The following is a 24,005-nucleotide window of genomic DNA, read 5'->3' as shown; positions in this document are numbered from 1 at the left end:
GTTGGGTGTGTAAGCGCTGTGAGGCGTTGAGCTAACCAATACTAATTGCCCGTGAGGCTTGACCATATAACACCCAAGCAATCTGTAGACTCGAAAGAGACCAGATTGCGGTGTGTGAAGACGCAATGAACCGAAAGTTCGACGCTCACAAAACACCGACAGCTGTCACATACCCAATTTGCTGAAGCGAGGCCATCTGGTCACGAGTCAGTACCCGAATTTCTTGACGACCATAGAGCGTTGGAACCACCTGATCCCATCCCGAACTCAGAAGTGAAACGATGCATCGCCGATGGTAGTGTGGGGTTTCCCCATGTGAGAGTAGGTCATCGTCAAGATTAAATTCCGAAACCCCAATTGCGAAAGCAGTTGGGGTTTTGTTTTGCCTGCAGGAAAGTGCCTGGAGGAAGCTGAAGCTCCAACCGTCACGATCACAACCATTGGGGAAATCCCTCTGAAATGACCGCCCGGTTTTTGGTATGGTGCAGCTCGTTTTTTAACGGACTGATGTCACGCCCAAGGATCGGCGCTCATTTTTTTGTCAAAGAGTGGCTGCAGAAATGCCCGAACCCATCCCAATCAAAGATCACGAAAAAGAGACGCGGCTGGTCAACAAACGCCTGATCGCCTGTGCCTTGTTTGTGTTCGCCATTAGTTGCGCCCTGGTGGTGCGCCTGTACATCCTGCAAGTCGTCGAGTTCGACTACCACTCGACCATCTCCGAAAACAATCGCGTCCATGTCCTGCCGATCCCGCCGACACGCGGCCTGATCTACGATCGCAATGGTGTGTTGCTGGCCGACAACCGTCCCAGCTACAACCTGACGATCACAAGAGAGCGCGCGACTGACGTCAACCAGGAGCTGGATGAAGTCATCAACCTCCTGCACCTGCCCGCCGAAGACCGCACAGTCTTCGATAAGGCCATGAAGCAGTCGCGTCACCCGTTTACACCCGTAACGCTGTTCTATGAGCTGACCGAAGAACAGATCGCCGTGCTGGCAGTTAACGAGTTCCGTCTGCCAGGCCTGGATGTCGAGCCACAATTCGTCCGTAACTACCCTTTGGGTGCGCACTTTGCACACTCGATCGGCTACGTCGGCCGTATAAACGAAAAAGAATCCAAAACCCTCGATTCCGTCGAATACCGTGGTACCCAATCCATCGGCAAGACCGGGATCGAACGCTTTTACGAGCCACAACTGCACGGCCACGTCGGTTACGAGGAAGTAGAGACCAACGCTCAGGGCCGCGTACTGCGCGTGCTGAAACACACCGATCCGATACCAGGCAAAAACATCGTCCTGAGTCTCGACGTCAAACTCCAGGAAGCCGCCGAAGCCGCACTGGGCGACCGTCGCGGCTCAGTGGTTGCGCTGGACCCATCGACCGGCGAAGTGCTGGCCATGGTCAGCAATCCGAGCTTCGACCCCAATCTGTTCGTGACCGGCATCAGCTCCAAGGAATATTCCGCGCTGCGCGATTCCATCGACCGCCCGCTGTTCAACCGCGTTTTGCGCGGTCTGTATGCGCCCGGTTCGACGATCAAGCCAGAGGTGGCGATTGCCGGTCTCGATGCCGGCGTGGTCACGCCTCAGACCCGCGTCTTCGATCCTGGCTACTACCAACTCCCGGACTTCGACCACAAATACCGCAACTGGAACCACAGCGGCGATGGCTGGGTGGACATGGACGCGGCGATCATGCGCTCCAACGACACCTACTTCTACGACCTGGCGCACAAGCTCGGCATCGATCGCCTGCATGACTACATGGCGATGTTCGGTCTCGGCGAGAAAGTCTCGCTGGACATGTTCGAGGAGTCACCCGGCCTGATGCCGTCCCAGGCATGGAAGCGCGCCACGCGCCGACAAGCCTGGTTCCCCGGCGAAACCGTGATCCTCGGCATCGGTCAGGGCTACATGCAGGTCACGCCGTTGCAACTGGCTCAAGCCACCGCACTGATTGCCAACAAGGGCATCTGGAACCGTCCGCACCTGGCCAAGACCGTCGACGGAGTGGCACCGGTGGACGAGCACCCGATGCCGAACATTCTGCTCAAGGATCCCCGTGACTGGGAGCAGGTCAACCACGGCATGCAGATGGTGATGCACGACGCCCGAGGCATTGCCCGTGCGGCGGCGGCCGGTGCGCAATATCGCATCGCCGGCAAGAGTGGTACGGCGCAGGTGGTGGCGATTAAGCAGGGTGAGCGTTACAACCGCGAGAAAACCCTCGAGCGACATCGTGACAACGCCCTGTTTGTCGGGTTTGCCCCGGCCGAGCATCCGAAGATCGCGATTTCGGTGATGATCGAAAACGGCGAGGCTGGTGGCCGAGTCGCAGGTCCGGTGGTGCGGCAGATCATGGACGCCTGGCTACTCGACCAGGACGGTCACCTCAAGCCGCAATACGCGGCGCCGACCAAAGCGCCGGGCGATCCTCACGTGTAACCCGCTAAAGCTTCACAGCACAGGCTCACGCAAGCTGAGCATGTGCTGGAAGCTGTCGAGGAATACCGTTTCCGCCTGAGTCATCTTCTGCTCGCGGTTCCACAGCAGCTGAATATCGAAATCCACCACCCCATCCTCCGGCGGCAAGCGCCACAGCAAACCCTGTTCGACATCCCGTCGCACCAGGTGAATCGGCAAGCAACCAATCCCGAACCCTGCACAGATCAGGCGATAAATCTCTTCGAAACTGGTGGAGGAAGCAACGATCTTGCCGGTAAACCCCTGCTGGTCACGAAACAGCGTCAATGGCGAAAGATTGCCGCCGAGCTGATCGCTGGTGAAGCTGACGAAGTTCTCCGCCGCCAGTTGCTCCAGCGTCAGATTCTGCTGCCCGAACAGTCGATGTCGCTGTCCGCAAAAGTACGCATAGCGCTCACGAAACAGTACCCGTTGCTCCAACCTTGGTTGGGGTAATCGACACAGTCCGACCCCCACCGTAGCGGTCTTTTGCAGCAATGAACTGATGATGTTCGAGCTGCCCATCACCTCGACTTCCAGCTCGATTTTCGGGTGAGTTTCGTGGAAGTCCGCAAGAAACTCATCGTAATGCCGCGCCTGCACGCCACTGACAGTCAGGATGCGGATCTTGCCGACAACGTCGTCATGGCGGTTCTCGACCACCGTGCCCAAACGGGAAATATCGCCGTAGATATCCGCCGCAATCCGCAGGACTTCCTCCCCGGTTTCCGTCAGATCAAAGCGCCGTCCGCTGCGCGCAATCAGTACACAATCCAGTTGCTCTTCGAGACGTTTCAACGCCTGACTGACCGCCGACTGGGTGATGTGCAACCGCGCAGCAGCGCGGCTCATGCTGCCTTCCTGCCCGATCACCAGATACGTGCGAAGCAGGTTCCAATCCAGCCGGTCATTGAGAAAACGCCGACCGACCCAGGGATTAGCAGTAGAAGTCATGTAGTAGTCACGCTAATAGTAAAGATAAGTTTTTGAAAATTGACTAATCCTGTCACGGAAGCGATAAAGCCCACAAGCGCCACAGAGCGCGACCGTCAGCCGCTTCGACACCTGCCCAAAACTATAAATACACAGGGTTCTTGCATGCACACCACCGCTCAGCCGCGTCGCGCCGCGGCCGCTGCCTTCATTGGCACGACCATCGAGTTCTACGATTTCTATATCTACGCCACCGCCGCCGCACTGGTGCTCGGGCAAGTGTTCTTTCCCAGCAGTGACCCGGTGACCAGCACCCTCGCCGCATTCGGCAGTTTCGCCGTCGGCTTCATCGCCCGCCCGATGGCCGGGATGGTGTTCGGGCATTTGGGCGATCGTCTGGGTCGCAAGAAAATGCTGTTGGTGACCATGGCGCTGATGGGCCTGGCCACCGCCGGCATCGGTCTGCTACCGAGCTACGCCAGCGTCGGCATCTGGGCGCCCATCGGACTGATCGTGTTGCGCCTGATTCAGGGCATTTCCGTCGGCGGCGAGTGGGGCGGGGCAGTGTTGATGGCCAGTGAGCACGCCCCGGCCAAGCGTAAAACCTTCTATGCCTCCTTTGCACAACTCGGCAGCCCGGCGGGTTTGCTGCTGGCGTTGATCGCGTTTCGACTGGTGACGTCGCTGTCACCGGAAGACTTCCTCGCCTGGGGCTGGCGTCTGCCGTTTCTCGCCAGCGGCGTGTTGATGATGGTCGGCCTGATGATCCGCTCCGGGGTGCATGAGTCGCCGGAATTCGCCAAGGCCAAGGACAACAACGAAACCGCGAAATACCCAGTGAAAGACGTAATCCGTCAATGCTGGCGGCAGATCTTTTTTGCTGCCGCCGCCGTCACCATCGGCTCGGCCGGGTTCTTCTTCACCAACACCTTCATGATCACCTACGTCACCCAATATCAGGGCATCCCGCGCGCAACCATTCTCGACTGCCTGTTCCTGGTGACGGTCATTCAACTGCTCTCGCAACCGTTGTCGGCACTGCTCGCCGAGCGCATCGGCGAAGGCCGATTTCTGATGTTGGTGGCGTTGCTGTGCATGGGCACGCCGTACCCGATGTTCCTGCTGGTCGGCACTCAAAACATTCTGTTGATGACCCTCGGCATCGCTGTCGCGGTGGTGATTCTCTCGGCCTTGTACGCGGTGATCGCCGGGTACATGACCCAGGCCTTCCCGGTGCACCTGCGTTACTCGGGCATTTCCATCGCTTACCAATTGAGCTGCGCAGTAGCCGGCGGCACCACGCCGCTGATCGGCACGCTGCTGGCCAGCAAGTTCTCCGGACAGTGGCTGCCATTGGCGGTGTTCTTCACGCTGCTGTCGGCCCTGTCCCTGATCGGTGTCTGCGGCCTCGCGCGCTTGCGGGCCAACCCGGTCGTCCTTCATAACAGCAAAGAGGTGTATTCGTGAGTAAGCCCGCCCATATTGACCCGATCGAATGGCAAGCCCGCTGCGAGCTCGCGGCGTTGTACCGATTGATCGCGCACTTTCGCATGACCGACCTTATCGACACCCACATCACCCTGCGGATTCCGGGGCCTGAGCATCATTTCCTGATCAACCGCTACGGGGTGATTTTCGACCGCATGCGTGCCTCCGATCTGGTGCGCATCGATCAGGACGGGCGCATCGTCGATCCTGAATACGCCGGGCATCGGGTCAACGCCGCCGGCTTCGTGATCCATTCGGCGATCCACATGGCGCGGCCGGATCTGAACTGCGTGATCCACACCCACACGGCCGCCGGCATGGCCGTCGCCGCGCAGAAACAAGGCCTGCTGCCGATCAGTCAGCACGCACTGAAGTTCTACGGAAAACTTGCTTACCACACCTACGAAGGCATCGCGCTGTCGCTGGATGAACGTGAGCGTTTGATCGCCGATCTCGGCCCGCACCGAGCGATGATCCTGCGCAACCACGGCCTGCTGGTCGGTGGTTCCGGCGTGGCCCAGGCATTCCAGGAAATCCACTTTCTGGAGCGCGCCTGCCAAGCCCAGGTGCAAGCGCTGGCCGGCGGTTGCGAGCTGCATTTCCCGTCGCCGGAAGTCTGCGCCCACACCGCCGAACAGTTCGACCGCGATGATCAGGACAACATCATCGACTTGGCCTGGGAGGCCGCACTGACCCTGATCGAATCCCAGCGCGAGTCCTATCTGTCATGAATACCGTTGCACTGATGTCCCGCGATACGCTGTTGCTCAAACAATTGCAGGAGGCCTTTGCCCGCCGTGCGCCGCAGCTTTCAGCGGTGCTGGCCGACGATCCCCGGGCGGCGAATGCGCAGATCGCGGCGTGCTGGTTTCCGCTGCCGGACAGCCTCGCCGCGTTGCCCAATCTGCAAGTGATTCACTCGGTCGCCGCCGGCATCGATCACCTGGAGCACGATCCGTCGTGCCCGGATCTGCCGGTGTGCAGGGTGGTTGATCCCGGCCATCGCCAAGGCATGACCGAGTATGTGCGCTGGGCGGTGATTCATTTTCATCGCGGCTTCGATCAAGTGCTGGAGCAACAGCGCCAACAGCATTGGGAGCGACCGCTGCAACGCCCGGCCCATGAGTTTCGGATCGGTGTCATGGGTCTCGGCTCGCTCGGCAGCGCGATCGCCCAAGACCTGGCGAGCGCCGGTTACGAGGTGCGTGGCTGGGCGCGCAGCAGCAAGGATTTACCGGGCGTGCAGACCTTCGCCGGCAGCGATGGCTTCAACCCGTTCCTCGACGGCGTGGAGTTGCTGATCAATCTGTTGCCGCTCACCCACGAGACGCGCGGCATCCTCAATCGCGAGACGTTAGAACGGCTGGCCAACGGCGCGGCGCTGGTCAACGTCGGGCGCGGCGGGCACCTGAACATCGACGATCTGCAACAGGCACTGGCCCGTGGAAAACTGCGCGGTGCATTGCTGGATGTCTTCGAGCAGGAACCGCTGCCCGCCGAGCATTCGCTGTGGAAAACTCCGGGTGTAACCATCACCCCGCACATGGCTTCGGCAGCTTCGCACGACTGCATCGCCGAACAGATCGCCGAGAACTTTCGCCGTTTGAACGTCGGCGAACCGCTGCTCAACAGCGCGGATCGCCTGCTCGGTTACTGATCCGCCAGACAGGCCTGCAAACGTTCGATGAACAGCGTCTCGGCGCGGCTCAGGCGCTGGTCGCGGTTCCACAGCAGATGGATGTCGACATCGGCAATCCCCTCGTGGGGCGGCAGGCGCCAGAGCAATCCGGCGTCGACGTCCGCCGCCACCACGTGCTCCGGCAAACAACCGATACCGAACCCGGCGATCACCAGTCGCCGCACTTCCTCAAGGCTTGGCGATGAGGCGACGATGCGTCCGCTGAAGCCTTGCTGATCACGAAAAATCGTCAGCGGCGAAAGCATCCCGCCAATCTGGTCACTGGTGAAACTGACGAAGTTCTCCCGCTGCAAATCGCCTTCGCCGATGTCCTGTCGGCCAAACAGCGCGTGGTGTTTGCCACAGAAAAACGCATAGCGTTGACGCAGAAACAGACGCTGTTCCAGACGCGGTTGCGGGCGGCGATTGAGGCTCAGACCAAGGGTCGCGGTTTTCTCCTGAAGCGCGCTGACGATGTCCGAACTGCGCATCACATCCACCTCCAGATCCACCCTCGGATACTGCCGATGAAAGTCGGCGAGGAAGTCATCGAAGCGCTCGGAAAAGATCCGGCTGATGATCAGCAGCCGCACCTTGCCGATCACTTCGTCGGCCGGTTGCTCCAGCAGGCTGCTGACTTGGGACATTTGCCCGTAGATCTCGCCCGCCAGTTCGAAAATCTGCTCGCCGACTTCGGTGAGGGCGAAGCGCGGGCCGCGTCGGGCGATCAACTGGCGGCCCAGTTGCTCCTCCAGACGCTTGAGTGCCTGGCTCACCGCCGGTTGAGTCAGGTGCAGACGCGCGGCGGCGCGGCTGATGCTCAGCTCCTGGCCGATCACCCGGAAAGTGCGCAAAAGGTTCCAGTCCAAGCGGTCGTTGAGCAGGCGTTGGACATCGCGTTCGGCCATGGCGGCTCTCGATTATAAGAAGAAGTAATACTCGGAATAATAAATAGAAAATTGACTAATCATAGCCCCGGGACGATAAATCACCCCACGACAGGCGCCGCCAGAGTGCCTCGGATTCAGCGTTTTCCTCCTGCCAAAAAAACAATCAAAGGAGCCCGACCCCATGAAGCCCCACGCTTCGAACCAGCCGCGCCGTGCGGCGGCCGCAGCCTTCATCGGCACCATGATCGAGTGGTATGACTTTTACATCTACGCCACCGCCGCCGCGCTGGTGTTCGGCGCGCTGTTCTTTCCCTCCGACGATCCGCTGTTCAGCACCATGGCCGCATTCGGCACCTTCGCCGTGGGCTTCTTCGCCCGGCCGTTGGGCGGGATCATTTTCGGTCATATCGGCGACCGCATCGGCCGCAAGAAATCACTGATCATCACGCTGCTCATGATGGGTGTGGTCACGGTGTGCATCGGTCTGTTGCCGACCTACGCGCAGATCGGCGCAACCGCGCCGGTGCTGCTGATTCTGTTGCGCATCGTCCAGGGCATTGCCGTCGGTGGCGAGTGGGGCGGGGCGGTGTTGATGGCCGGCGAGCATGCGCCGAAGGGCCGGCGCAATTTCTTCGCCTCGTTCGCGCAACTGGGCAGTCCGGCGGGTTTGATCCTGTCGCTGCTGGCCTTCAGTGCCGTGACCCGTTTGCCGGAAGAAGACCTGATGAGCTGGGGCTGGCGTCTGCCGTTCCTCGCCAGTGCGCTGTTGCTGCTGGTGGGCCTGGCGATTCGTCTGGGCGTGAATGAGTCACCGGAATTCCTCGCCAGCCGCGAGCAGGCCAGCAAGCAAATCAAGAAAGAGCAGGCGCCGGTGATGGAAGTCCTGCGCACCGCGTGGCGCCCACTGTTGCTGTGCATCGGTGCCAACACGCTGGGCATCGCCGGGGTGTATTTCACCAACACTTTCATGATCGCCTACACCACTCAGCAACTGGCACTGCCACGTTCGCTGATTCTCGAATGCCTGTTTTTCGTTGCGATCATCCAGTTCTGCATCCAGCCGCTGGCCGCGTGGACGGCGGAGAAGATCGGCGCGACACGTTTCATGTGTCTGGTGTCGCTGCTGGCGATGGTCTCGCCGTACCCGATGTTCGTGCTGGTCAGTTCGGCCCAGGCGCCGCTGATCATCCTCGGCATCGCGCTGGCGGTGGTGTGCATGGCGTCGTTCTACGCAGTGATCGCCGGGTACGTCAGCGGCATGTTCGAGACTCGCGTGCGCTATACCGCGATCTCGCTGGCCTATCAGATCTGCGGCGCGGTGGCCGGTGGGCTGACGCCGCTGATCGGCACGATGCTCGCGCACAAGTTCACCGGGCAATGGTGGCCGATGGCGGTGTTCTACAGCCTGATCGCTGGCATTTCGCTGGTCTGCGTGCTGTCCCTCGCCCGTCGTCACGCCAGCGCCCATCGCGCGGAAATGGCCCGTGCCTGACCCGGAATTTCAGGAGAACCTCATGTTGAAAATCAATGGCGAACGCCTGTGGGCGAGCCTGATGGCCATGGCCGAAATCGGTGCGACAGCTCGAGGCGGCAGCTGCCGTCTGGCATTGAGCGACGAAGACAAGGCCGGTCGCGAACTGTTCGCTCACTGGTGCCGCGAAGCCGGCATGACCCTGAGCGTGGATGCCATCGGCAACCTGTTCGCCCGTCGCGCCGGCACCGATCCGGACGCCGCGCCGGTGATGATGGGCAGCCACCTCGACACCCAGCCCGAAGGCGGGCGTTTCGACGGCGTCTACGGCGTACTCGCCGGTCTGGAAGTGGTACGTTGCCTCAACGACCAGAACATCCAGACCCGCAAACCGCTGGAAGTGGCGGTGTGGACCAACGAAGAAGGTGCGCGCTTCACCCCGGCCATGTTCGGCTCGGCGGTGTTCACCGGGATCATGGATTTGGACGCTGCGCTGGCGGTACGTGATGTCGATGGCATCAGCGTTGCCGAAGCGTTGCAGCGTAGCGGTTACGCCGGTGAACGTCCGTTGGGCGGCGCGGTGGATGCGTATTTTGAGGCGCACATCGAGCAAGGCCCGATCCTTGAAGACAACGCCAAAAGCATCGGCGTGGTCACGGGTGGTCAGGCGATCCGCTGGCTCGATGTGCGTGTCGAAGGCATGGCCGCTCACGCCGGCACCACGCCGATGCCGCTGCGCAAAGATGCGCTGTACGGCGTGGCGCGGATGATTCAGGCGATTGAAGGCTTGGCCACGGATTTTGCCCCCGAAGGCCTGACCACGGTCGGCGAGTTGAGTATCAACAAGTCCTCGCGCAATACCATTCCGGGGCTGGTGAATTTCACCGTCGATCTGCGTCATCACCGTGACGAAGCGATTGCCGCGATGGAACAACAAGTCCGCGCCCGGTTGCAGGCGATTGCCGATGGCCGGGGCTTGAACCTGACGATCACCCCGCACTGGATCAGCCCGGCCACGCCGTTCGACGCCGAATGCGTGGCAGCCGTGCAAGAAGCGGTGGATGCGCTGGGCTACGCTCAGCAGTCGATTGTCAGCGGCGCCGGGCATGACGCGATTCATCTCGCACGCTACTGCCCGACGGCGATGGTGTTCATCCCGTGCGTCGGCGGCTTGAGTCACAACGAAGCCGAGGACGTGTTGCCCGAAGATGTGAAGCAGGGCACCGACGTATTGCTCAACGCCGTGCTGGCCCGCGCCGGTCTAATCGAACAGGGAGTCTGAATCATGCGCAGTTTTTTCCATGCCGAACAATTGCTCCACCATCCACGCAGCTATTACTCGCGCGGGCAGATGCGTACGCCGCAGGAAGTCCCCGAGCGTGCGCAGCGTCTGGTGCAGGCCGCCCACGGTTTGGGCTTCAGTGTCGAGCAACCCGCCGATGCCGGTCTCGCGCCGCTGCTGGCGGTGCATGGCGCACCGTATCTCACGTTCCTTCAGGAAGCGCACGCACGCTGGAAAGAAATCCCCGAAGACTGGGGCGACGAGGTGATGTCGAACATCTTCGTCCGCGAGCCCAACGCCTTGCGCGGCATCCTCGCCCAGGCGGCACGGTATCTGGCGGACGGCAGTTGCCCGGTGGGCGAGCAGACCTGGCGCTCGGCCTACTGGTCGGCCCAAAGCGCAGTGGCTGGGGCTCAGGCCTTGATCGATGGCGAGCCGGCGGCGTACGCGCTGTGCCGTCCGCCGGGGCATCACGCCCGGGCCGAAGCGGCGGGCGGTTTCTGCTACGTCAACAACGCGGCGGTGGCGGCGCAGGTGCTGCGGGACAAGTTTGAAAAAGTCGCCGTGCTCGACACCGACATGCACCACGGTCAGGGCATCCAGGAGATTTTTTACGACCGCGATGACGTGCTCTACGTCTCGGTGCATGGCGATCCGACCAACTTCTATCCGGGCGTCGCCGGGTTCGCCGACGAACGCGGCAGCGGCGCGGGGGAGGGCTTCAATCTCAACCTGCCGATGGCCCATGGTTCAAGCGAAGCGGATTTTCTCGGGCAGCTGGAAGTCGCTTTGGCTGCGGTGCGCGAGTTCGGCGCCGAGGTGCTGGTGCTGTCGCTGGGCTTCGATATCTATGAGCTGGACCCGCAAAGCAAAGTCGCCGTGACCCGTGAAGGTTTTGCAGCATTGGGCGAACGGATTCGCAGCCTGGGCCTGCCATGCCTGATCGTGCAGGAGGGCGGTTATCACCTGGAAAGTCTCGAAGACAATGCCCGAGCGTTTTTCGTGAACGGCGAGGTGTGGCAACGCTGAGGCACCCCACCTGCCGTAGCGCCGGTAGTGCTTGCGATCGCCCTGAAGCCATCGCGAGCAAGCCCGCGAAGAGGCCTTCAAAAACTCTGGAAAATCAGGCCCCGGGCACCGGGCAGCTCATGTCGCCTTCCTCACACTTCAAATACTGCTTGAGCGCCTCGGTTCGCGTCTTTGTCACCGAGGCGATGCAATTGTTGTAGATCAACGGATAAACACTCCCGCCTGCCACGCCGGATGCCGAAAACTTGCACTCGGCATCGCGAAAGCCGATCCAGGCCCGCTGCGCGCTCACCAGCAGTTTTTTGCCATCAGGGTTGTCCTTCAACCGGGCGGTAATCTGCTGATAAACCGAGTTCAACTCCTTGTCCGCCGCCTTGTTTTCCTGCGCGGCGCACTGATTCATCGTCGCCTGATCGCTGGCATTGGCGCAGTCCACGGCGGCGTGGACGACGGAAGTGAAAAGAAAGGGTGTCAGGGCCAGAAGCAGGCGTGGGCACATGAGTCATCTCGCTTTGATGAATGAACGTGCCGGGCAGTTTAGCGACTTCGTGGCGCTAACAAGGTGTGCGATGTCTGGATGCGTTGAGCAACCGTTCGGCAGTCGCCGCAATTTCCTCTCCGTCATGCAGTTTTTCCAGCCATCCGAACGGGATTCCCTGCACGCCGTAATGGGCTCCGGCCAACTGACCGACAATGGCGGCCGTGGTGTCTGCGTCATCGCCCAAGTTGGCCGCTTGCAGGACGGCGGCGGCAAAGCTGTTGGTGTGCTGGAAGCACCATAACGCCGCTTCCAGGGATTCGACGCAGTAGCCGCTGCCGCGGATTTCGCGCTCGGTCTTGTGCAGGTAGTTACCCCGGGCAATCGCCGCCACCTTGGGCTGGTGGAAGGATGTTTGGGGCAGAGTGCGCAGTTGCGCTTTCGATGCGCCTTCCAGGGCCTTGCAGAGCAGTTCGGCAAACAGTTGGCAACATTCGATGGCCTCGGGCGCCGCGTGGGTGGTGCGTGAACTGTCAGCGGCGAATCGCCTGATTTGCCGGGCATCGGGGAAATAGAACAGAACCACAGGCACCAGTCGCATCAACGAGCCATTGCCGGCACTGTGCGGGTCAGTAGAGCCGGCAAACGGCTCTCCGGTTTGTTGATAGCGATCCAGAGCCTGACTCACGGTCATGCCGATATCGAAGCATTCGCCAGTCGAACTCAGATAACCCCACTGCCACCAGTTCAGATAGCGGCCCATCTGGTCAGCGGCATCGAAAGCATTTTTGTTCAGCAGGCTTTCTGCCAGACACAACGCCATCGAGGTGTCGTCGGTCCATTGTCCGGGCTTCAAGTGAAAAGGCCCACCACCGACCATGTCGGTCAGGGGCTGGAAGCTGCCGCGAGGCTGGAATTCGACGGTGGTTCCCACGGCATCGCCGCAGGCCAGGCCGAGCAGGGCGCCACGGTAACGTTCGGGGAGGGAGGGCTGCATGATGACGTCCTTGTGTCGTTCAATTCGCTGCGAACGTTAGCAGTTTCGCCGCGCTGATCCGTGCGCATTCTGACGAACCGGTGCCCCAAAATACTGCCGGATATTTCAATCAGACCCGCCCTTTGCAGTGGATCGATACAACTTCGGATTGGACATGTGGTCATACAAGCCTACTGTTCAAAACAGGAGGTGACGTATGAAACCAGTACCCAATAGCTTTGAACGCAAGATCATGCTCAGGTCGCCGCGCTCCCATGTCTGGCGCGCCCTGGTCGATGCCGAGGCGTTCGGCCAGTGGTTCGGCGTTGCGCTGGAGGGCCGGCGGTTTATCGCGGGCGAATGGACGCAGGGGCAGGTGACGTACCCCGGTTATGAACATGTGTTGTGGAACGTGCTGGTGGAGCGGGTCGAGCCGCAGCAGCTGTTCTCCTTCCGCTGGCATCCCTATGCGGTAAATCCGAAAATCGACTACTCGCAGGAACCGACCACCCTGGTCAGATTCGAACTGCAGGACTACGAGAACGGCACGCTGCTGAAAGTCTCCGAGTCCGGTTTCGCGCACATTCCCGACGTTCGCCAGAAAGAGGCGTACTACATGGACAGCCGGGGCTGGGAGGAACAGTTGAGTCGGCTTGAGCACTTCCTCGCGGAGAGCGACCGGGCCCGCGAGCGTGAAGGTGGCTGATCTCGACCTGTTCACGCCGTGGCTGGAACGCTGGGCGCTGGTGCCGGACGGCGAGCCGGTCATCACCCCGGGCAGCCGCCTGTTGTCGGTGCGTCAGGGCGATGTGCCGGCAATGCTGAAAGTCGCGGTGGACGACGAGGAAAAGTACGGCAACCTGCTGATGACCTGGTGGGACGGCGATGGCGCCGCCCGGGTGCTCGCCCATCACGATGAAGGCCTGTTGCTGGAGCGGGCCATGGGCCAGCGTTCGCTGATGCACATGGCGCTCAACGGCGAAGACGACGAGGCCACGCGGATCATGTGTCGAGCGCTGGCGCACCTGCACGCACCGCGACCAACGCCGCCACCCCCGTTGGTGGAGCTGGCGCCATGGTTTGCATCATTAACAATGGCCGTGGCCCGATACGGCGGCCAATACGCCGAATGTCTGCAAACCGCCCAGACCTTGCTTGCCGAGCCACAGGACGTAGTGGTGCTGCACGGCGACATGCACCACGACAACGTCCTCGATTTTGGCCCACGGGGCTGGCTGGCCATCGACCCCAAGCGGGTGCGGGGCGAGCGTGGTTATGACTACGCCAACCTGATCTGTAACCCGGAACTGCCGACGGCCACCGATCCGGAGCGCTTTCAGCGGCAAGTCGAGGTGATCTGCGCAACAGCGGGCATCGAGCGAAGCCGCTTGCTGCAATGGGTATTGGCCTTTGCCGGACTGTCTGCCGCATGGTTCATGGAGGATGACGAGCAAAAAGCCGCCGCCGGACAGCTGAAAGTCGCCCAACTGGCGGCTTCCGCGCTCAATGCCTGACACGCCTAAGGGTTTTCGGAAGGCGCGCTATGGCGAATGTCTTACACGCGCTGGTAGCTTTTTCGACTATTGCCGATTGGATCCACAGCGTAATCTAGCCTCATCAACTGAAGCACAGGGAGTGTTTCAGGATCACGGATGATCGACCATTAGCAAGGATCGCTGCCGACAGGGAGTCGATAATGGTCTTGGGAAAAACCCGCTTCGGCGGGTTTTTTTTCGTCTGCAGAAAAGTGCCGTGCTCAAACAGAAACACCGCCGATCTGGCGGTGTTTCTGCATCTGCAGGTCTTACGAGGCGATCAACTGGCGCAACACGTAATGCAGAATCCCGCCGGACTTGAAGTACTCCACCTCGTTCAAGGTGTCGATTCGGCACAGCACTTCGATTTTCTCCTGCCGTCCGTCTTCACGGGTGATGACCAGGGTCAGGTTCATCCGTGGCGTCAGCTCGACACCGCTCAGGCCCTGGATATCCAGGGTTTCCTTGCCGGTGAGGTTCAGGCTCTTGCGGTTCTGATCCAGTTTGAACTGCAACGGCAGCACGCCCATGCCCACCAGGTTGGAGCGGTGGATGCGCTCGAAGCTTTCGGCGATCACCGCTTTCACGCCCAGCAGATTGGTGCCCTTGGCCGCCCAGTCGCGGCTGGAACCGGTGCCGTATTCTTGCCCGGCAATCACCACCAGCGGCGTGCTTGAGCCCTGATAACGCATGGCCGCGTCGTAGATCGCCAGTTTCTCGCCGGTCGGAATGTAGATCGTGTTGCCACCTTCTTCGCCGCCGAGCATTTCGTTGCGGATACGGATATTGGCAAACGTGCCGCGCATCATCACTTCGTGGTTGCCCCGGCGCGAGCCGTAGGAGTTGAAGTCCCGTGGCTCGACGCCTTGCTCGCGCAGGTAACGTCCGGCCGGGCTGTCGACCTTGATGTTGCCGGCGGGGGAGATGTGGTCGGTGGTCACCGAATCGCCCAATAGCGCCAGCACTCGCGCACCTTTCACATCGGCGATCACCGGCAATGGCCCGGCAATGTCATCGAAGAACGGCGGATGCTGGATGTAGGTCGAATCCGCCTGCCAGACGTAGGTCGCGGCTTGCGGGACTTCGATGGCTTGCCACTGTTCGTCACCGGCAAACACTTCGGCGTATTCCTTGTGGAACATCGCCGTGTTGACCTGATTCACCGCGTCAGCGATCTCCTTGCTGCTCGGCCAGATGTCACGCAGGTAAACCGGATTGCCCTGCTGGTCATTGCCCAGCGGTTCGCTGCTGATATCGGTGCGCACAGTGCCGGCCAGGGCGTAGGCGACCACCAGTGGCGGTGACGCCAGCCAGTTGGTTTTCACCAGCGGATGCACCCGGCCTTCAAAGTTGCGGTTGCCGGACAGCACCGAAGCCACGGTCAGGTCGGCTTTCTGGATGGCTTTTTCGATCGGCTCCGGCAGCGGCCCGGAGTTGCCGATGCAAGTGGTGCAGCCGTAACCGACCAGCGAAAAACCGAGCTGGTCGAGGTACTGCGTCAATCCGGCGGCCTTGTAGTAATCGGTGACGACTTTCGAACCCGGAGCCAGCGAACTCTTCACCCACGGCTTGCGGGTCAGGCCCTTTTCCACGGCTTTTTTCGCCAGCAGGCCGGCAGCCATCATTACGCTGGGGTTGGAGGTGTTGGTGCAGGAGGTGATCGCGGCAATCACCACCGCGCCGTTTTTCAGGCGATAGGTGTGGCCGTCGTGCTCATAATCCGTTTCGCCGACCAGATCGGCACTGCCCACCGCCGCGCCACCGCCGCCCTCGCTCTCCAGGCGTCCTTCTTCCTTGCTGGTGGGTTTGAACTGCAATTCGAGGAAGTCGCTGAACGCCTGACCGACATTCGGCAGCGAGACTCGGTCCTGCGGGCGTTTCGGCCCGGCGAGGCTGGCTTCGACGCTGCCCATGTCCAGCGCCAGGCTGTCGGTGAACACCGGTTCCTGACCGGGCAGGCGCCACAGACCCTGTGCCTTGGTGTAGGCCTCGACCAGTTTCACCACTTCAGGCGGACGGCCGGACAGGCGCAGGTAGTCGAGGGTCACGTCATCCACCGGGAAGAAGCCGCAGGTCGCGCCATATTCCGGGGCCATGTTGGCGATGGTTGCGCGGTCGGCCAGCGGCAGGTCGGCGAGACCGTCGCCATAGAACTCGACGAATTTGCCGACCACGCCTTTCTTGCGCAGCATCTGGGTGACGGTCAGCACCAGGTCGGTGGCGGTGATGCCTTCCTTTAGTTTGCCGGTAAGTTTGAAACCGATGACTTCGGGAATCAGCATCGACACCGGTTGCCCGAGCATCGCCGCTTCCGCCTCGATCCCGCCCACGCCCCAGCCCAGTACGCCGAGGCCGTTGATCATGGTGGTGTGGGAGTCGGTGCCGACCAGGGTGTCGGGGAAGGCATAGGTGCGGCCGTCTTCGTCCTTGGTCCACACCGTGCGGCCGAGGTATTCGAGGTTGACCTGGTGGCAGATCCCGGTGCCCGGCGGCACCACGCTGAAGTTATCGAAGGCGCTCTGGCCCCAGCGCAGGAAGGCGTAGCGTTCACCATTGCGCTGCATTTCGATGTCGACGTTCTGTTCGAAGGCGCTGGCACTGCCGAATTTATCGACCATCACCGAGTGGTCGATCACCAGATCCACCGGCGACAACGGGTTGATTCGCTGCGGATCACCACCGGCCTTGGCCATGGCGGCGCGCATGGCGGCCAGATCGACCACGGCGGGTACGCCGGTGAAGTCCTGCATCAGCACGCGGGCAGGGCGGTACTGGATTTCCCGGTCGGAGCGGCGCTCCTTGAGCCACGCGGCAATGGCCTTGAGGTCGGCGCCGGTGACGGTTTTTTCATCTTCCCAGCGCAGCAGGTTTTCCAGCAGGACTTTCAGCGACATCGGCAACCTGTCGAGATCGCCCAAGTTCTTGGCGGCATCCGGCAGGCTGAAATAGTGGTAAGTCTTGTCGTCTATCTTCAGGGTTTTAAGGGTGTTCAGGCTATCAAGGGACGGCATTACGATCACTCCTTTGAGTCCGCACGGCTACGGACTGAGGGGACGGGCAGAGCTATCAACGTAGCCCTGTTTTCAGTAGCTGGCTAATAACTGGACTCTATGGGCAAGTCCAAGGTTCCGACATGGGCTATCATGCGCCGGTTTTCGTGACAGGCTTTGCTTCAACGCAGGTCTGGGCATCGCGCAGGGGATGAATGATCGCCCTCTGCCCAGGAGTAAGAATGAACACCCTATTCATGCATTGCCGGCCAGGCTTCGAAGGCGAAGTCTGCTCGGAGATTTCCGACCTCGCCGCCCGACTGAACGTGGCCGGCTACGCCAAGGCCAAACCAGCCACCGCCTGCGCCGAGTTTGTCTGCACCGAAGAAGACGGCGCCGAACGCCTGATGCGCGGTCAGCGTTTCGCCGAGCTGATCTTCCCGCGCCAATGGGCGCGCGGGTTTTTCATCGATCTGCCGGAAAACGATCGTATCAGCGTGATCCTCGCGCACATGGCCCAATTCCCGGTCTGTGGCAGCCTGTGGCTGGAAGTCGTCGACACCAACGATGGCAAGGAGCTGTCGAACTTCTGCAAGAAATTCGAAGGCCCGCTGCGCAAGGCCCTGACCGGCGCCGGCAAACTGGTGGAGGACGCCAGCAAGCCGCGTCTGCTGCTGACCTTCAAGAGCGGCCGTGAGGTGTTTCTCGGTCTGGCCGACGCCGGTAACTCGGCAATGTGGCCGATGGGCATTCCGCGTCTGAAGTTCCCGCGTGAGGCGCCGAGCCGTTCGACCCTGAAACTGGAAGAGGCCTGGCACCACTTCATCCCCCGCGACCAGTGGGAAGATCGTCTGCACAGCGACATGACCGGCGTCGACCTCGGCGCGGCGCCGGGCGGCTGGACCTGGCAACTGGTCAACCGCGGCATGCTGGTAACCGCCATCGACAACGGCCCGATGGCCGAAAGCCTGATGGGCACCGGTCTGGTGCAGCATTTGATGGCTGACGGTTTCACCTTCAAACCGAAGCAACCGGTGGACTGGATGGTCTGCGACATCGTCGAGAAGCCGGCGCGCAACGCCGCGATGCTCGAAGAGTGGATCGGCGAGGGTCATTGCCGGGAAGCGGTGGTCAACCTGAAGTTGCCGATGAAGCAGCGTTACGCCGAAGTGAAGCGCTTGCTCGAGCGTATCGCCGACGGTTTCAAGGCCCGTGGGATCAAGGTCGACATCGGTTGCAAGCAGTTGTACCACGACCGCGAGGAAGTGACCTGCCATCTGCGCCGCCATGACGTGAAGAAAGCCAAAGCCCGCTGAGCGCGCGACAGGTGACCGAACACCCGGCATTGGGCGACAATGCCGGCCAGTTTCAGGAGTGAATCATGAGTGAAATGATCGATACGCCAGTCGACGGCACCCTCGATGCTACGGGCCTCAACTGCCCGGAGCCGGTGATGATGCTGCACCAGCACATCCGTGACCTGGTGCCCGGCGGCCTGCTCAAGGTGATCGCCACCGACCCGTCGACCCGCCGCGACATCCCCAAGTTCTGCGTGTTTCTCGACCATGAACTGGTGGGGCAGCACGAAGAAGCCGGGACCTATCTGTACTGGATCCGCAAGAAGTCCGGTTGATCGCAAGGCAAAAAAAAGACCTGCAAATGCAGGTCTTTTTTTATGGCCGGTCAGCCCATCGAGCGGCTGATGTGAATGCGTTTGCGTGCGCTGCGCGTCAGGCGGATCGACAGCATCAGCGCCGCGCAGCTGAGGCCGACGATCAAACCTTCCCACAAGCCGCTCGGGCCGCGTGGCTCGCCGAGCCAGTCGGTCAGGCCGAGGGCGTAACCCACCGGCAGACCGATGCCCCAATAGGCGAACAGGGTCAGGATCATCGTCACGCGAGTGTCCTGATAACCGCGCAGGGCGCCGGCGGCGGTGACCTGGATCGCGTCGGAGAACTGGAACAGCGCCGAGTACACGATCAGCATCGCGGCGATGTGAATCACCATCGGATCGGAGGTGTAGATCGCAGCAATATGTTCGCGCATCAGCAGCATCATGCTCGCTGAGAGGCAGGCGTAAGCCAGCGCAGTGCCCATGCCGACACCCGCCGCGAATCGCGCTTCACGGGGTTCTTCACGGCCGAGGGCCTGGCCGACCCGCACGGTCACTGCCATGCCCAGCGAATACGGAATCATGAACACCAGCGAGCTGACGTTCAGTGCGATCTGGTGCCCGGCCACCACTGTGGCGCCGAGGCTGCCGATCAGCAGCGCGATCACTGCGAAAATGCTCGACTCGGCAAACACCGCGACGCCGATCGGCAGACCGATGGCCAGCAAACGCTTGATCACCGTCCATTGCGGCCAGTCGAAACGGCTGAACAGTTCGCTCGACTTGTAGGCCGGCGCCCAGCGCTCATAACCGGCCAGACCCAGCGCCATCACCCACATCACGATGGCCGTGGCCCAGCCGCAACCGACGCCGCCCATGGCCGGTACGCCGAAGTGGCCATAAATGAACACGTAGTTCAGTGGAATGTTCAGCGCCAGCCCACACAGGCCCAGCACCATCGCCGGCCGCGTGCGGCCGAGGCCATCACTGGTGCAGCGCAGCACATGGTAGAAGGCAACGGCCGGCAGACCGCTGGCGATGCCGTGCAGGTACTGCATGCACGGGCCGATCAGCTCCGGATCGACTTTCATCAGATGCAGGATCGGCTCGGCGCTGAACAGCAGGGTGGTTGCCATCAGGCCCACCACCAGCGCCAGCCACAAGGCTTGCCGCACGATCGGGCCGATTTCGCTGTGAGTGCCGGCGCCGAAGCGCTGGGCGACTTTCGGCGTGGTGGCCAGCAGGGTGCCGGTCATCAGCAGGAACACCGGCACCCAGATCGAGTTGCCCAGCGCCACGGCCGCCAGATCCTTGGGTCCGACGCGCCCGGCCATCACCGCATCGACGAAGCCCATGGCGGTGGTTGCCAGCTGCGCGATCATGATCGGCAGGGCCAGGCCGAGCAGGTTTTTCAGCTCCAGGCGAACCCGGGCAGGGCGGTTGAGGGAAACGGCGGCAGGGCGGTCAGTCACGGAATTCACAGGCAAAGCGTCCACAGGGGTTGATGCGCAAGGCCGGGCATTCTACGCCGCTGACGTTGTGGTCAGGAAAAATCCTCTGTTGCGTATTTGTAATCGAGGCGCCTCATCAAGAAATCACAGCCTGCTGGCTCATCGCAGTCCCAGCGCCTACACTGCCGATCCGCCCAAGGAGCCCCGCCATGCTGATTGTTGCCGACGAAAATATCCCGCTGCTCGATGCCTTTTTTGCCGGTTTCGGCGAGATCCGCCGGGTTTCGGGCCGTTCCATCGACCGGGCCACGGTCGAACACGCCGACGTGCTGCTGGTGCGCTCGGTGACCCACGTCAATCGCGCATTGCTGGAAGGCAGCAAGGTGCGTTTTGTCGGCACCTGCACCATCGGCACCGATCATCTGGATCTCGATTACTTCAGCGAGGCCGGCATTACCTGGTCCAGCGCCCCCGGTTGCAATGCCCGGGGCGTGGTCGATTACGTGCTTGGCAGTCTGATGACCCTGGCCGAAATCGAAGGCGTCGAGTTGAGTGAACGCACTTATGGCGTGATCGGTGCCGGTGAAGTCGGCGGCCGCCTGATCAAGGTACTGAAAGGCTTGGGCTGGAACGTGAAAGTCTGCGACCCGCCACGTCAGGCGGCCGAGGGCGGCGACTATGTCAGCCTGGAGCAGATCATCGCGCAGTGCGATGTGATCAGCCTGCATACCCCGCTGACTCGCAGCGGCGACGGCGCGACCTGGCATTTGTTCGACGAGCAGCGTTTGCAGCAGCTCAAGCCCGGCGCCTGGCTGATCAACGCGGCGCGCGGTCCGGTAGTGGATAACACCGCGTTGCGCGAGGTGCTGCTGGAGCGAGAAGACCTGCAAGCGGTGCTCGATGTCTGGGAGGCCGAACCGCAAGTCGATGTTTCTCTGGCCGAGCTCTGTGTGTTGGCGACGCCGCACATCGCCGGTTACAGCCTCGACGGCAAGCAGCGCGGCACGGCGCAGATCTATCAGGCTTACTGCGACTTTATCGGTGAGCCCGCCAGCATTCAGCTCGGTGATTTGCTGCCGGCACCGTGGTTGTCGGAAGTTTCCCTGCATGCCGACAGCGATCCGGCCTGGGCGCTGGCGATGTTGTGCCGCGGTGTGTACGACCCGCGCCGGGACGACGCGGATTTCCGTCGCACGCTGCTGGGCAGTGTCGGTGAGCAACGCGCCGCGTTTGATCTGCTGCGCAAACAGTATCCGTCGCGACGCGAGATCGAAGGTTTGAAGGTGCGGATCGAGGGGGATTCGCCCGTCTTGCGCCAGATCGTGACCGCGCTGGGGGCTGTGGCGGTATAAACAGCGGGCAGAAAAAACCCGGCCTGCAGGGGCCGGGTCAGGAAGACGGTGGCGATATCACTTTTGTTCGGCAGGCTTGACCAATCGCTGTTCCAGTTCGCGGCAAGCGTCCTGGATCATGTCTTCAGTGATCTCAATTTCACGCCCGTTTTCGTCGATGATCGAGCAACCCAGAGGTTGGCCGGGCTTGGTGCGGATCACTTCAATCTTGTCATCGCTGCTGTGTTGCAAGGACATGGCCTGTCTCCTCATCAGGTTGTGTGCCTAGGTTAAAACCGTCAGGTGACCAGGCTGTGACAACTCCCTGCGGTCGATCCGGAACGGCATCTCCACTCAAACAGAAATGACCGCCTGTCTCAACCCGGACCTTAGACCAATAGCGTCTAGGGGGTAGTCTTGCCGGTCATAATTAACCTGACTCATTGTGATTTGCAGAGTTCCACCCCATTTGACTCTGTAGGCTGGCCCTATCCATCAGCACACGACGTGAATCTGAATGATCCCGATGCTTTCCTCGCGCCACCGCCGGGCCTTGCGCCTGACCAGTTCTTTCCTTGCCCCTTATCGCTGGCCGGCCTTTGGTGCGCTGCTGGCACTGATCGTCACGGCCGGCATCACCCTGTCGATGGGGCAGGGCATCAAGCTACTGGTCGATCAAGGGTTCATGACCCAGTCGCCGCACCTGCTCAATCAATCCATCGGCCTGTTCATGCTGTTGGTGGTTGGCCTGGCGGTCGGCACCTTTGCGCGGTTTTATCTGGTGTCCTGGATCGGTGAGCGCGTGGTGGCAGACATTCGCCGGCAGGTGTTCAACCATCTGGTGTACCTGCACCCCGGATTCTACGAAGACAATCGCAGCTCGGAAATCCAGTCACGATTGACCGCTGACACCACATTGCTGCAATCGGTGATCGGCTCGTCGCTGTCGCTGTTCCTGCGTAATCTGCTGATGGTCATTGGCGGTGTGGTGCTGCTGTTCATCACCAACCCCAAACTCACCAGCATCGTGGTGATCGCACTGCCGCTGGTGATTGCGCCGATCCTGATTTTCGGCCGTCGCGTGCGCAACCTCTCCCGGCTGAGTCAGGACCGGATTGCCGACATTGGCAGCTACGTCTCGGAAACCCTCGGCCAGATCAAAACCGTGCAGGCCTACAACCATCAGGTGCAGGACGAACAGCGTTTCGCCAGCACCGTCGAGCAGGCGTTCGAGACCGCGCGCAAACGGATTTTCCAGCGGGCCTGGCTGATCACGCTGGTGATCGTGCTGGTGCTCGGCGCCGTCGCGGTGATGTTGTGGGTCGGCGGCATGGACGTGATCGCGGGACGGATTTCGGCGGGTGAACTGGCGGCGTTCGTGTTTTACAGCCTGATTGTTGGCAGTGCGTTTGGCACGTTGAGCGAAGTGATTGGCGAGTTGCAGCGAGCGGCCGGCGCCGCGGAGCGAATTGCGGAACTGCTGCGTTCGGAGAACATTATTCAGCCACCGACCACAGGGTTGGTGACGTTGCCGGGGCGGGTCAAAGGCGAGCTGGAATTACAGGATGTGCGTTTTTCCTACCCTTCGCGTCCCGAAAGTCTTGCCGTCGATGGCTTGAGTCTGACGATCAACGCCGGAGAAACCCTCGCGCTTGTAGGACCGTCCGGCGCGGGCAAGTCCACGGTGTATGACTTGCTGCTGCGTTTCTACGATCCCCGGGGAGGGCGGATCCTGATCGATGGCGTGCCGCTGACGAGCCTAGACCCGTTGGATTTGCGCCGCTGCTTCGCGCTGGTCTCGCAAACCCCGGCGCTGTTCTTCGGCAGCGTCGAAGAAAACATTCGCTACGGCTGCCCGACCGCCACGCTGGAGCAGGTGCGGGAGGCGGCCAGAATCGCCCACGCCCACGACTTCATCGAACAGATGCCCGACGGCTACCAGACCCATCTGGGCGACGGTGGCCTCGGTCTGTCAGGCGGACAACGCCAGCGCCTGGCAATCGCCCGGGCGCTGCTGGTCGACGCGCCGATCCTGCTGCTCGACGAAGCCACCAGCGCCCTCGATGCCCAGAGCGAACACCTGATCCAGCAAGCGCTGCCGAGCCTGATGCAAAACCGCACCACACTGGTCATCGCCCACCGGTTGGCCACGGTGAAAAACGCCGACCGGATCGCGGTGATGGATCAGGGCAAACTGGTGGCGATCGGCACACATCAGGAGTTGATCGCGAGCAATCCGCTGTATGCGCGGTTGGCGGCGTTGCAGTTCAGTGATGGTCATCAAGCTTCGACCGACCCTGTAACCGACTAAGTAACCGACCCAGTAGAACGCCATAAAAAATGCCCGCATCTCTCGATGCGGGCATTTTTGTTTACGTCGATCTATCGGC

At 61.3% G+C, this 24,005-nt stretch carries 20 protein-coding genes and 1 rRNA gene; 14 read left to right on the top strand and 7 right to left on the bottom strand.

What is annotated here, in order from left to right; all coding sequences use genetic code 11:
- Positions 1 to 222 precede the first annotated feature (222 nt).
- Together rrf and mrdA are read left to right on the top strand one after the other, a co-directional pair.
- Positions 223 to 338, top strand: a 5S ribosomal RNA gene (gene rrf, locus CAF80_RS16685).
- A 222-nt stretch (positions 339 to 560) separates the two neighbouring features.
- Positions 561 to 2,453 carry a penicillin-binding protein 2 gene (mrdA, locus tag CAF80_RS16680; protein WP_085668258.1) on the top strand — a complete coding sequence of 631 codons (1,893 nt, stop codon included), beginning with the start codon at positions 561 to 563 and terminating at the stop codon, positions 2,451 to 2,453.
- A gap of 12 nt (positions 2,454 to 2,465) precedes the next feature.
- Here the strand turns inward: mrdA and CAF80_RS16675 are convergent, their stop codons facing one another.
- Complete coding sequence (locus CAF80_RS16675; protein ID WP_011335217.1) at positions 2,466 to 3,425, bottom strand: LysR family transcriptional regulator; 960 nt, start codon at positions 3,423 to 3,425, stop codon at positions 2,466 to 2,468.
- 144 nt (positions 3,426 to 3,569) lie between these two features.
- On the opposite strand from CAF80_RS16675, the gene CAF80_RS16670 reads away from it, so the two are divergent.
- The 3 genes from CAF80_RS16670 to CAF80_RS16660 are packed head-to-tail and all read left to right on the top strand — an operon-like array spanning position 3,570 to position 6,549.
- Positions 3,570 to 4,871 carry an MFS transporter gene (locus CAF80_RS16670; RefSeq protein WP_085668259.1) on the top strand — a complete coding sequence of 434 codons (1,302 nt, stop codon included), beginning with the start codon at positions 3,570 to 3,572 and terminating at the stop codon, positions 4,869 to 4,871.
- Positions 4,868 to 5,623: a class II aldolase/adducin family protein gene (locus CAF80_RS16665; protein WP_039772830.1), complete on the top strand. Its 756-nt coding sequence runs from the start codon at positions 4,868 to 4,870 to the stop codon at positions 5,621 to 5,623. Before CAF80_RS16670 ends, CAF80_RS16665 begins: the two co-directional genes overlap by 4 nt.
- Positions 5,620 to 6,549: a glyoxylate/hydroxypyruvate reductase A gene (locus CAF80_RS16660; RefSeq protein WP_085668260.1), complete on the top strand. Its 930-nt coding sequence runs from the start codon at positions 5,620 to 5,622 to the stop codon at positions 6,547 to 6,549. Before CAF80_RS16665 ends, CAF80_RS16660 begins: the two co-directional genes overlap by 4 nt.
- Here the strand turns inward: CAF80_RS16660 and CAF80_RS16655 are convergent.
- Positions 6,543 to 7,478, bottom strand: a complete 936-nt coding sequence (locus CAF80_RS16655; protein WP_085668261.1) for a LysR family transcriptional regulator — start codon at positions 7,476 to 7,478, stop codon at positions 6,543 to 6,545. The two genes, CAF80_RS16660 and CAF80_RS16655, sit on opposite strands and share 7 nt — an antisense overlap.
- Before the next feature lie 163 nt (positions 7,479 to 7,641).
- Between CAF80_RS16655 and CAF80_RS16650 the strand changes: the two genes are divergently transcribed.
- The 3 genes from CAF80_RS16650 to CAF80_RS16640 are packed head-to-tail and all read left to right on the top strand — an operon-like array spanning position 7,642 to position 11,242.
- A complete protein-coding gene (locus CAF80_RS16650; protein WP_085668262.1) occupies positions 7,642 to 8,952 on the top strand; it encodes an MFS transporter in 1,311 nt (436 codons plus the stop codon).
- Positions 8,953 to 8,974: 22 nt separating this feature from the next.
- Entirely contained in the window at positions 8,975 to 10,213 is a 1,239-nt protein-coding gene (locus CAF80_RS16645; RefSeq protein ID WP_074689274.1) for a Zn-dependent hydrolase, read from the top strand.
- A gap of 3 nt (positions 10,214 to 10,216) precedes the next feature.
- On the top strand, positions 10,217 to 11,242 hold the full coding sequence (locus CAF80_RS16640; RefSeq protein WP_085668263.1) for a histone deacetylase family protein: 1,026 nt from the start codon (positions 10,217 to 10,219) through the stop codon (positions 11,240 to 11,242).
- Positions 11,243 to 11,336: 94 nt separating this feature from the next.
- Here CAF80_RS16640 and CAF80_RS16635 read toward each other — a convergent pair whose 3' ends face one another.
- Positions 11,337 to 11,741, bottom strand: a complete 405-nt coding sequence (locus tag CAF80_RS16635) for a lysozyme inhibitor LprI family protein (RefSeq protein WP_074689270.1) — start codon at positions 11,739 to 11,741, stop codon at positions 11,337 to 11,339.
- A 55-nt stretch (positions 11,742 to 11,796) separates the two neighbouring features.
- The gene (locus tag CAF80_RS16630; protein ID WP_074689268.1) at positions 11,797 to 12,717 is read right to left on the bottom strand and encodes an ADP-ribosylglycohydrolase family protein; all 921 of its coding nucleotides are present in this window, start codon (positions 12,715 to 12,717) and stop codon (positions 11,797 to 11,799) included.
- Between the two features lie 196 nt (positions 12,718 to 12,913).
- Between CAF80_RS16630 and CAF80_RS16625 the strand changes: the two genes are divergently transcribed.
- The gene (locus tag CAF80_RS16625; protein ID WP_039772808.1) at positions 12,914 to 13,402 is read left to right on the top strand and encodes an SRPBCC family protein; all 489 of its coding nucleotides are present in this window, start codon (positions 12,914 to 12,916) and stop codon (positions 13,400 to 13,402) included.
- Positions 13,395 to 14,210 (top strand): aminoglycoside phosphotransferase family protein, encoded by an 816-nt coding sequence (locus CAF80_RS16620; RefSeq protein WP_081353106.1) that lies wholly within the window; start codon positions 13,395 to 13,397, stop codon positions 14,208 to 14,210. Before CAF80_RS16625 ends, CAF80_RS16620 begins: the two co-directional genes overlap by 8 nt.
- 290 nt (positions 14,211 to 14,500) lie before the next feature.
- Here CAF80_RS16620 and acnA read toward each other — a convergent pair whose 3' ends face one another.
- On the bottom strand, positions 14,501 to 17,242 hold the full coding sequence (acnA, locus tag CAF80_RS16615) for an aconitate hydratase AcnA (RefSeq protein WP_074689265.1): 2,742 nt from the start codon (positions 17,240 to 17,242) through the stop codon (positions 14,501 to 14,503).
- Positions 17,243 to 17,463: 221 nt separating this feature from the next.
- Here acnA and rlmM point away from each other — a divergent pair, with 221 nt between their 5' ends.
- Together rlmM and tusA are read left to right on the top strand one after the other, a co-directional pair.
- Positions 17,464 to 18,537, top strand: a complete 1,074-nt coding sequence (rlmM, locus tag CAF80_RS16610) for a 23S rRNA (cytidine(2498)-2'-O)-methyltransferase RlmM (RefSeq protein WP_085667445.1) — start codon at positions 17,464 to 17,466, stop codon at positions 18,535 to 18,537.
- Positions 18,538 to 18,602: 65 nt separating this feature from the next.
- On the top strand, positions 18,603 to 18,854 hold the full coding sequence (tusA, locus tag CAF80_RS16605) for a sulfurtransferase TusA (protein ID WP_007953079.1): 252 nt from the start codon (positions 18,603 to 18,605) through the stop codon (positions 18,852 to 18,854).
- A gap of 50 nt (positions 18,855 to 18,904) precedes the next feature.
- On the opposite strand, the gene CAF80_RS16600 is transcribed toward tusA, so the two are convergent.
- Positions 18,905 to 20,314 carry an MATE family efflux transporter gene (locus CAF80_RS16600; protein ID WP_039772805.1) on the bottom strand — a complete coding sequence of 470 codons (1,410 nt, stop codon included), beginning with the start codon at positions 20,312 to 20,314 and terminating at the stop codon, positions 18,905 to 18,907.
- Positions 20,315 to 20,493: 179 nt separating this feature from the next.
- On the opposite strand from CAF80_RS16600, the gene pdxB reads away from it, so the two are divergent.
- A complete protein-coding gene (gene pdxB / locus CAF80_RS16595) occupies positions 20,494 to 21,636 on the top strand; it encodes a 4-phosphoerythronate dehydrogenase PdxB (RefSeq protein WP_085667446.1) in 1,143 nt (380 codons plus the stop codon).
- Positions 21,637 to 21,693: 57 nt separating this feature from the next.
- Here the strand turns inward: pdxB and CAF80_RS16590 are convergent, their stop codons facing one another.
- Positions 21,694 to 21,873 (bottom strand): PA1571 family protein, encoded by a 180-nt coding sequence (locus tag CAF80_RS16590; RefSeq protein ID WP_039772803.1) that lies wholly within the window; start codon positions 21,871 to 21,873, stop codon positions 21,694 to 21,696.
- Between the two features lie 259 nt (positions 21,874 to 22,132).
- Here CAF80_RS16590 and CAF80_RS16585 point away from each other — a divergent pair, with 259 nt between their 5' ends.
- Positions 22,133 to 23,926: an ABC transporter transmembrane domain-containing protein gene (locus tag CAF80_RS16585; protein WP_166742321.1), complete on the top strand. Its 1,794-nt coding sequence runs from the start codon at positions 22,133 to 22,135 to the stop codon at positions 23,924 to 23,926.
- Positions 23,927 to 24,005: the final 79 nt, after the last annotated feature.

The organism is Pseudomonas sp. B34(2017) (assembly GCF_002112915.1).
Classification (GTDB): Bacteria; Pseudomonadota; Gammaproteobacteria; order Pseudomonadales; family Pseudomonadaceae; genus Aquipseudomonas; species Aquipseudomonas pharyngis.
The sequence above is the reverse complement of the archived record's forward strand: the minus strand, read 5'-3'. Positions and strand labels throughout refer to the sequence as shown.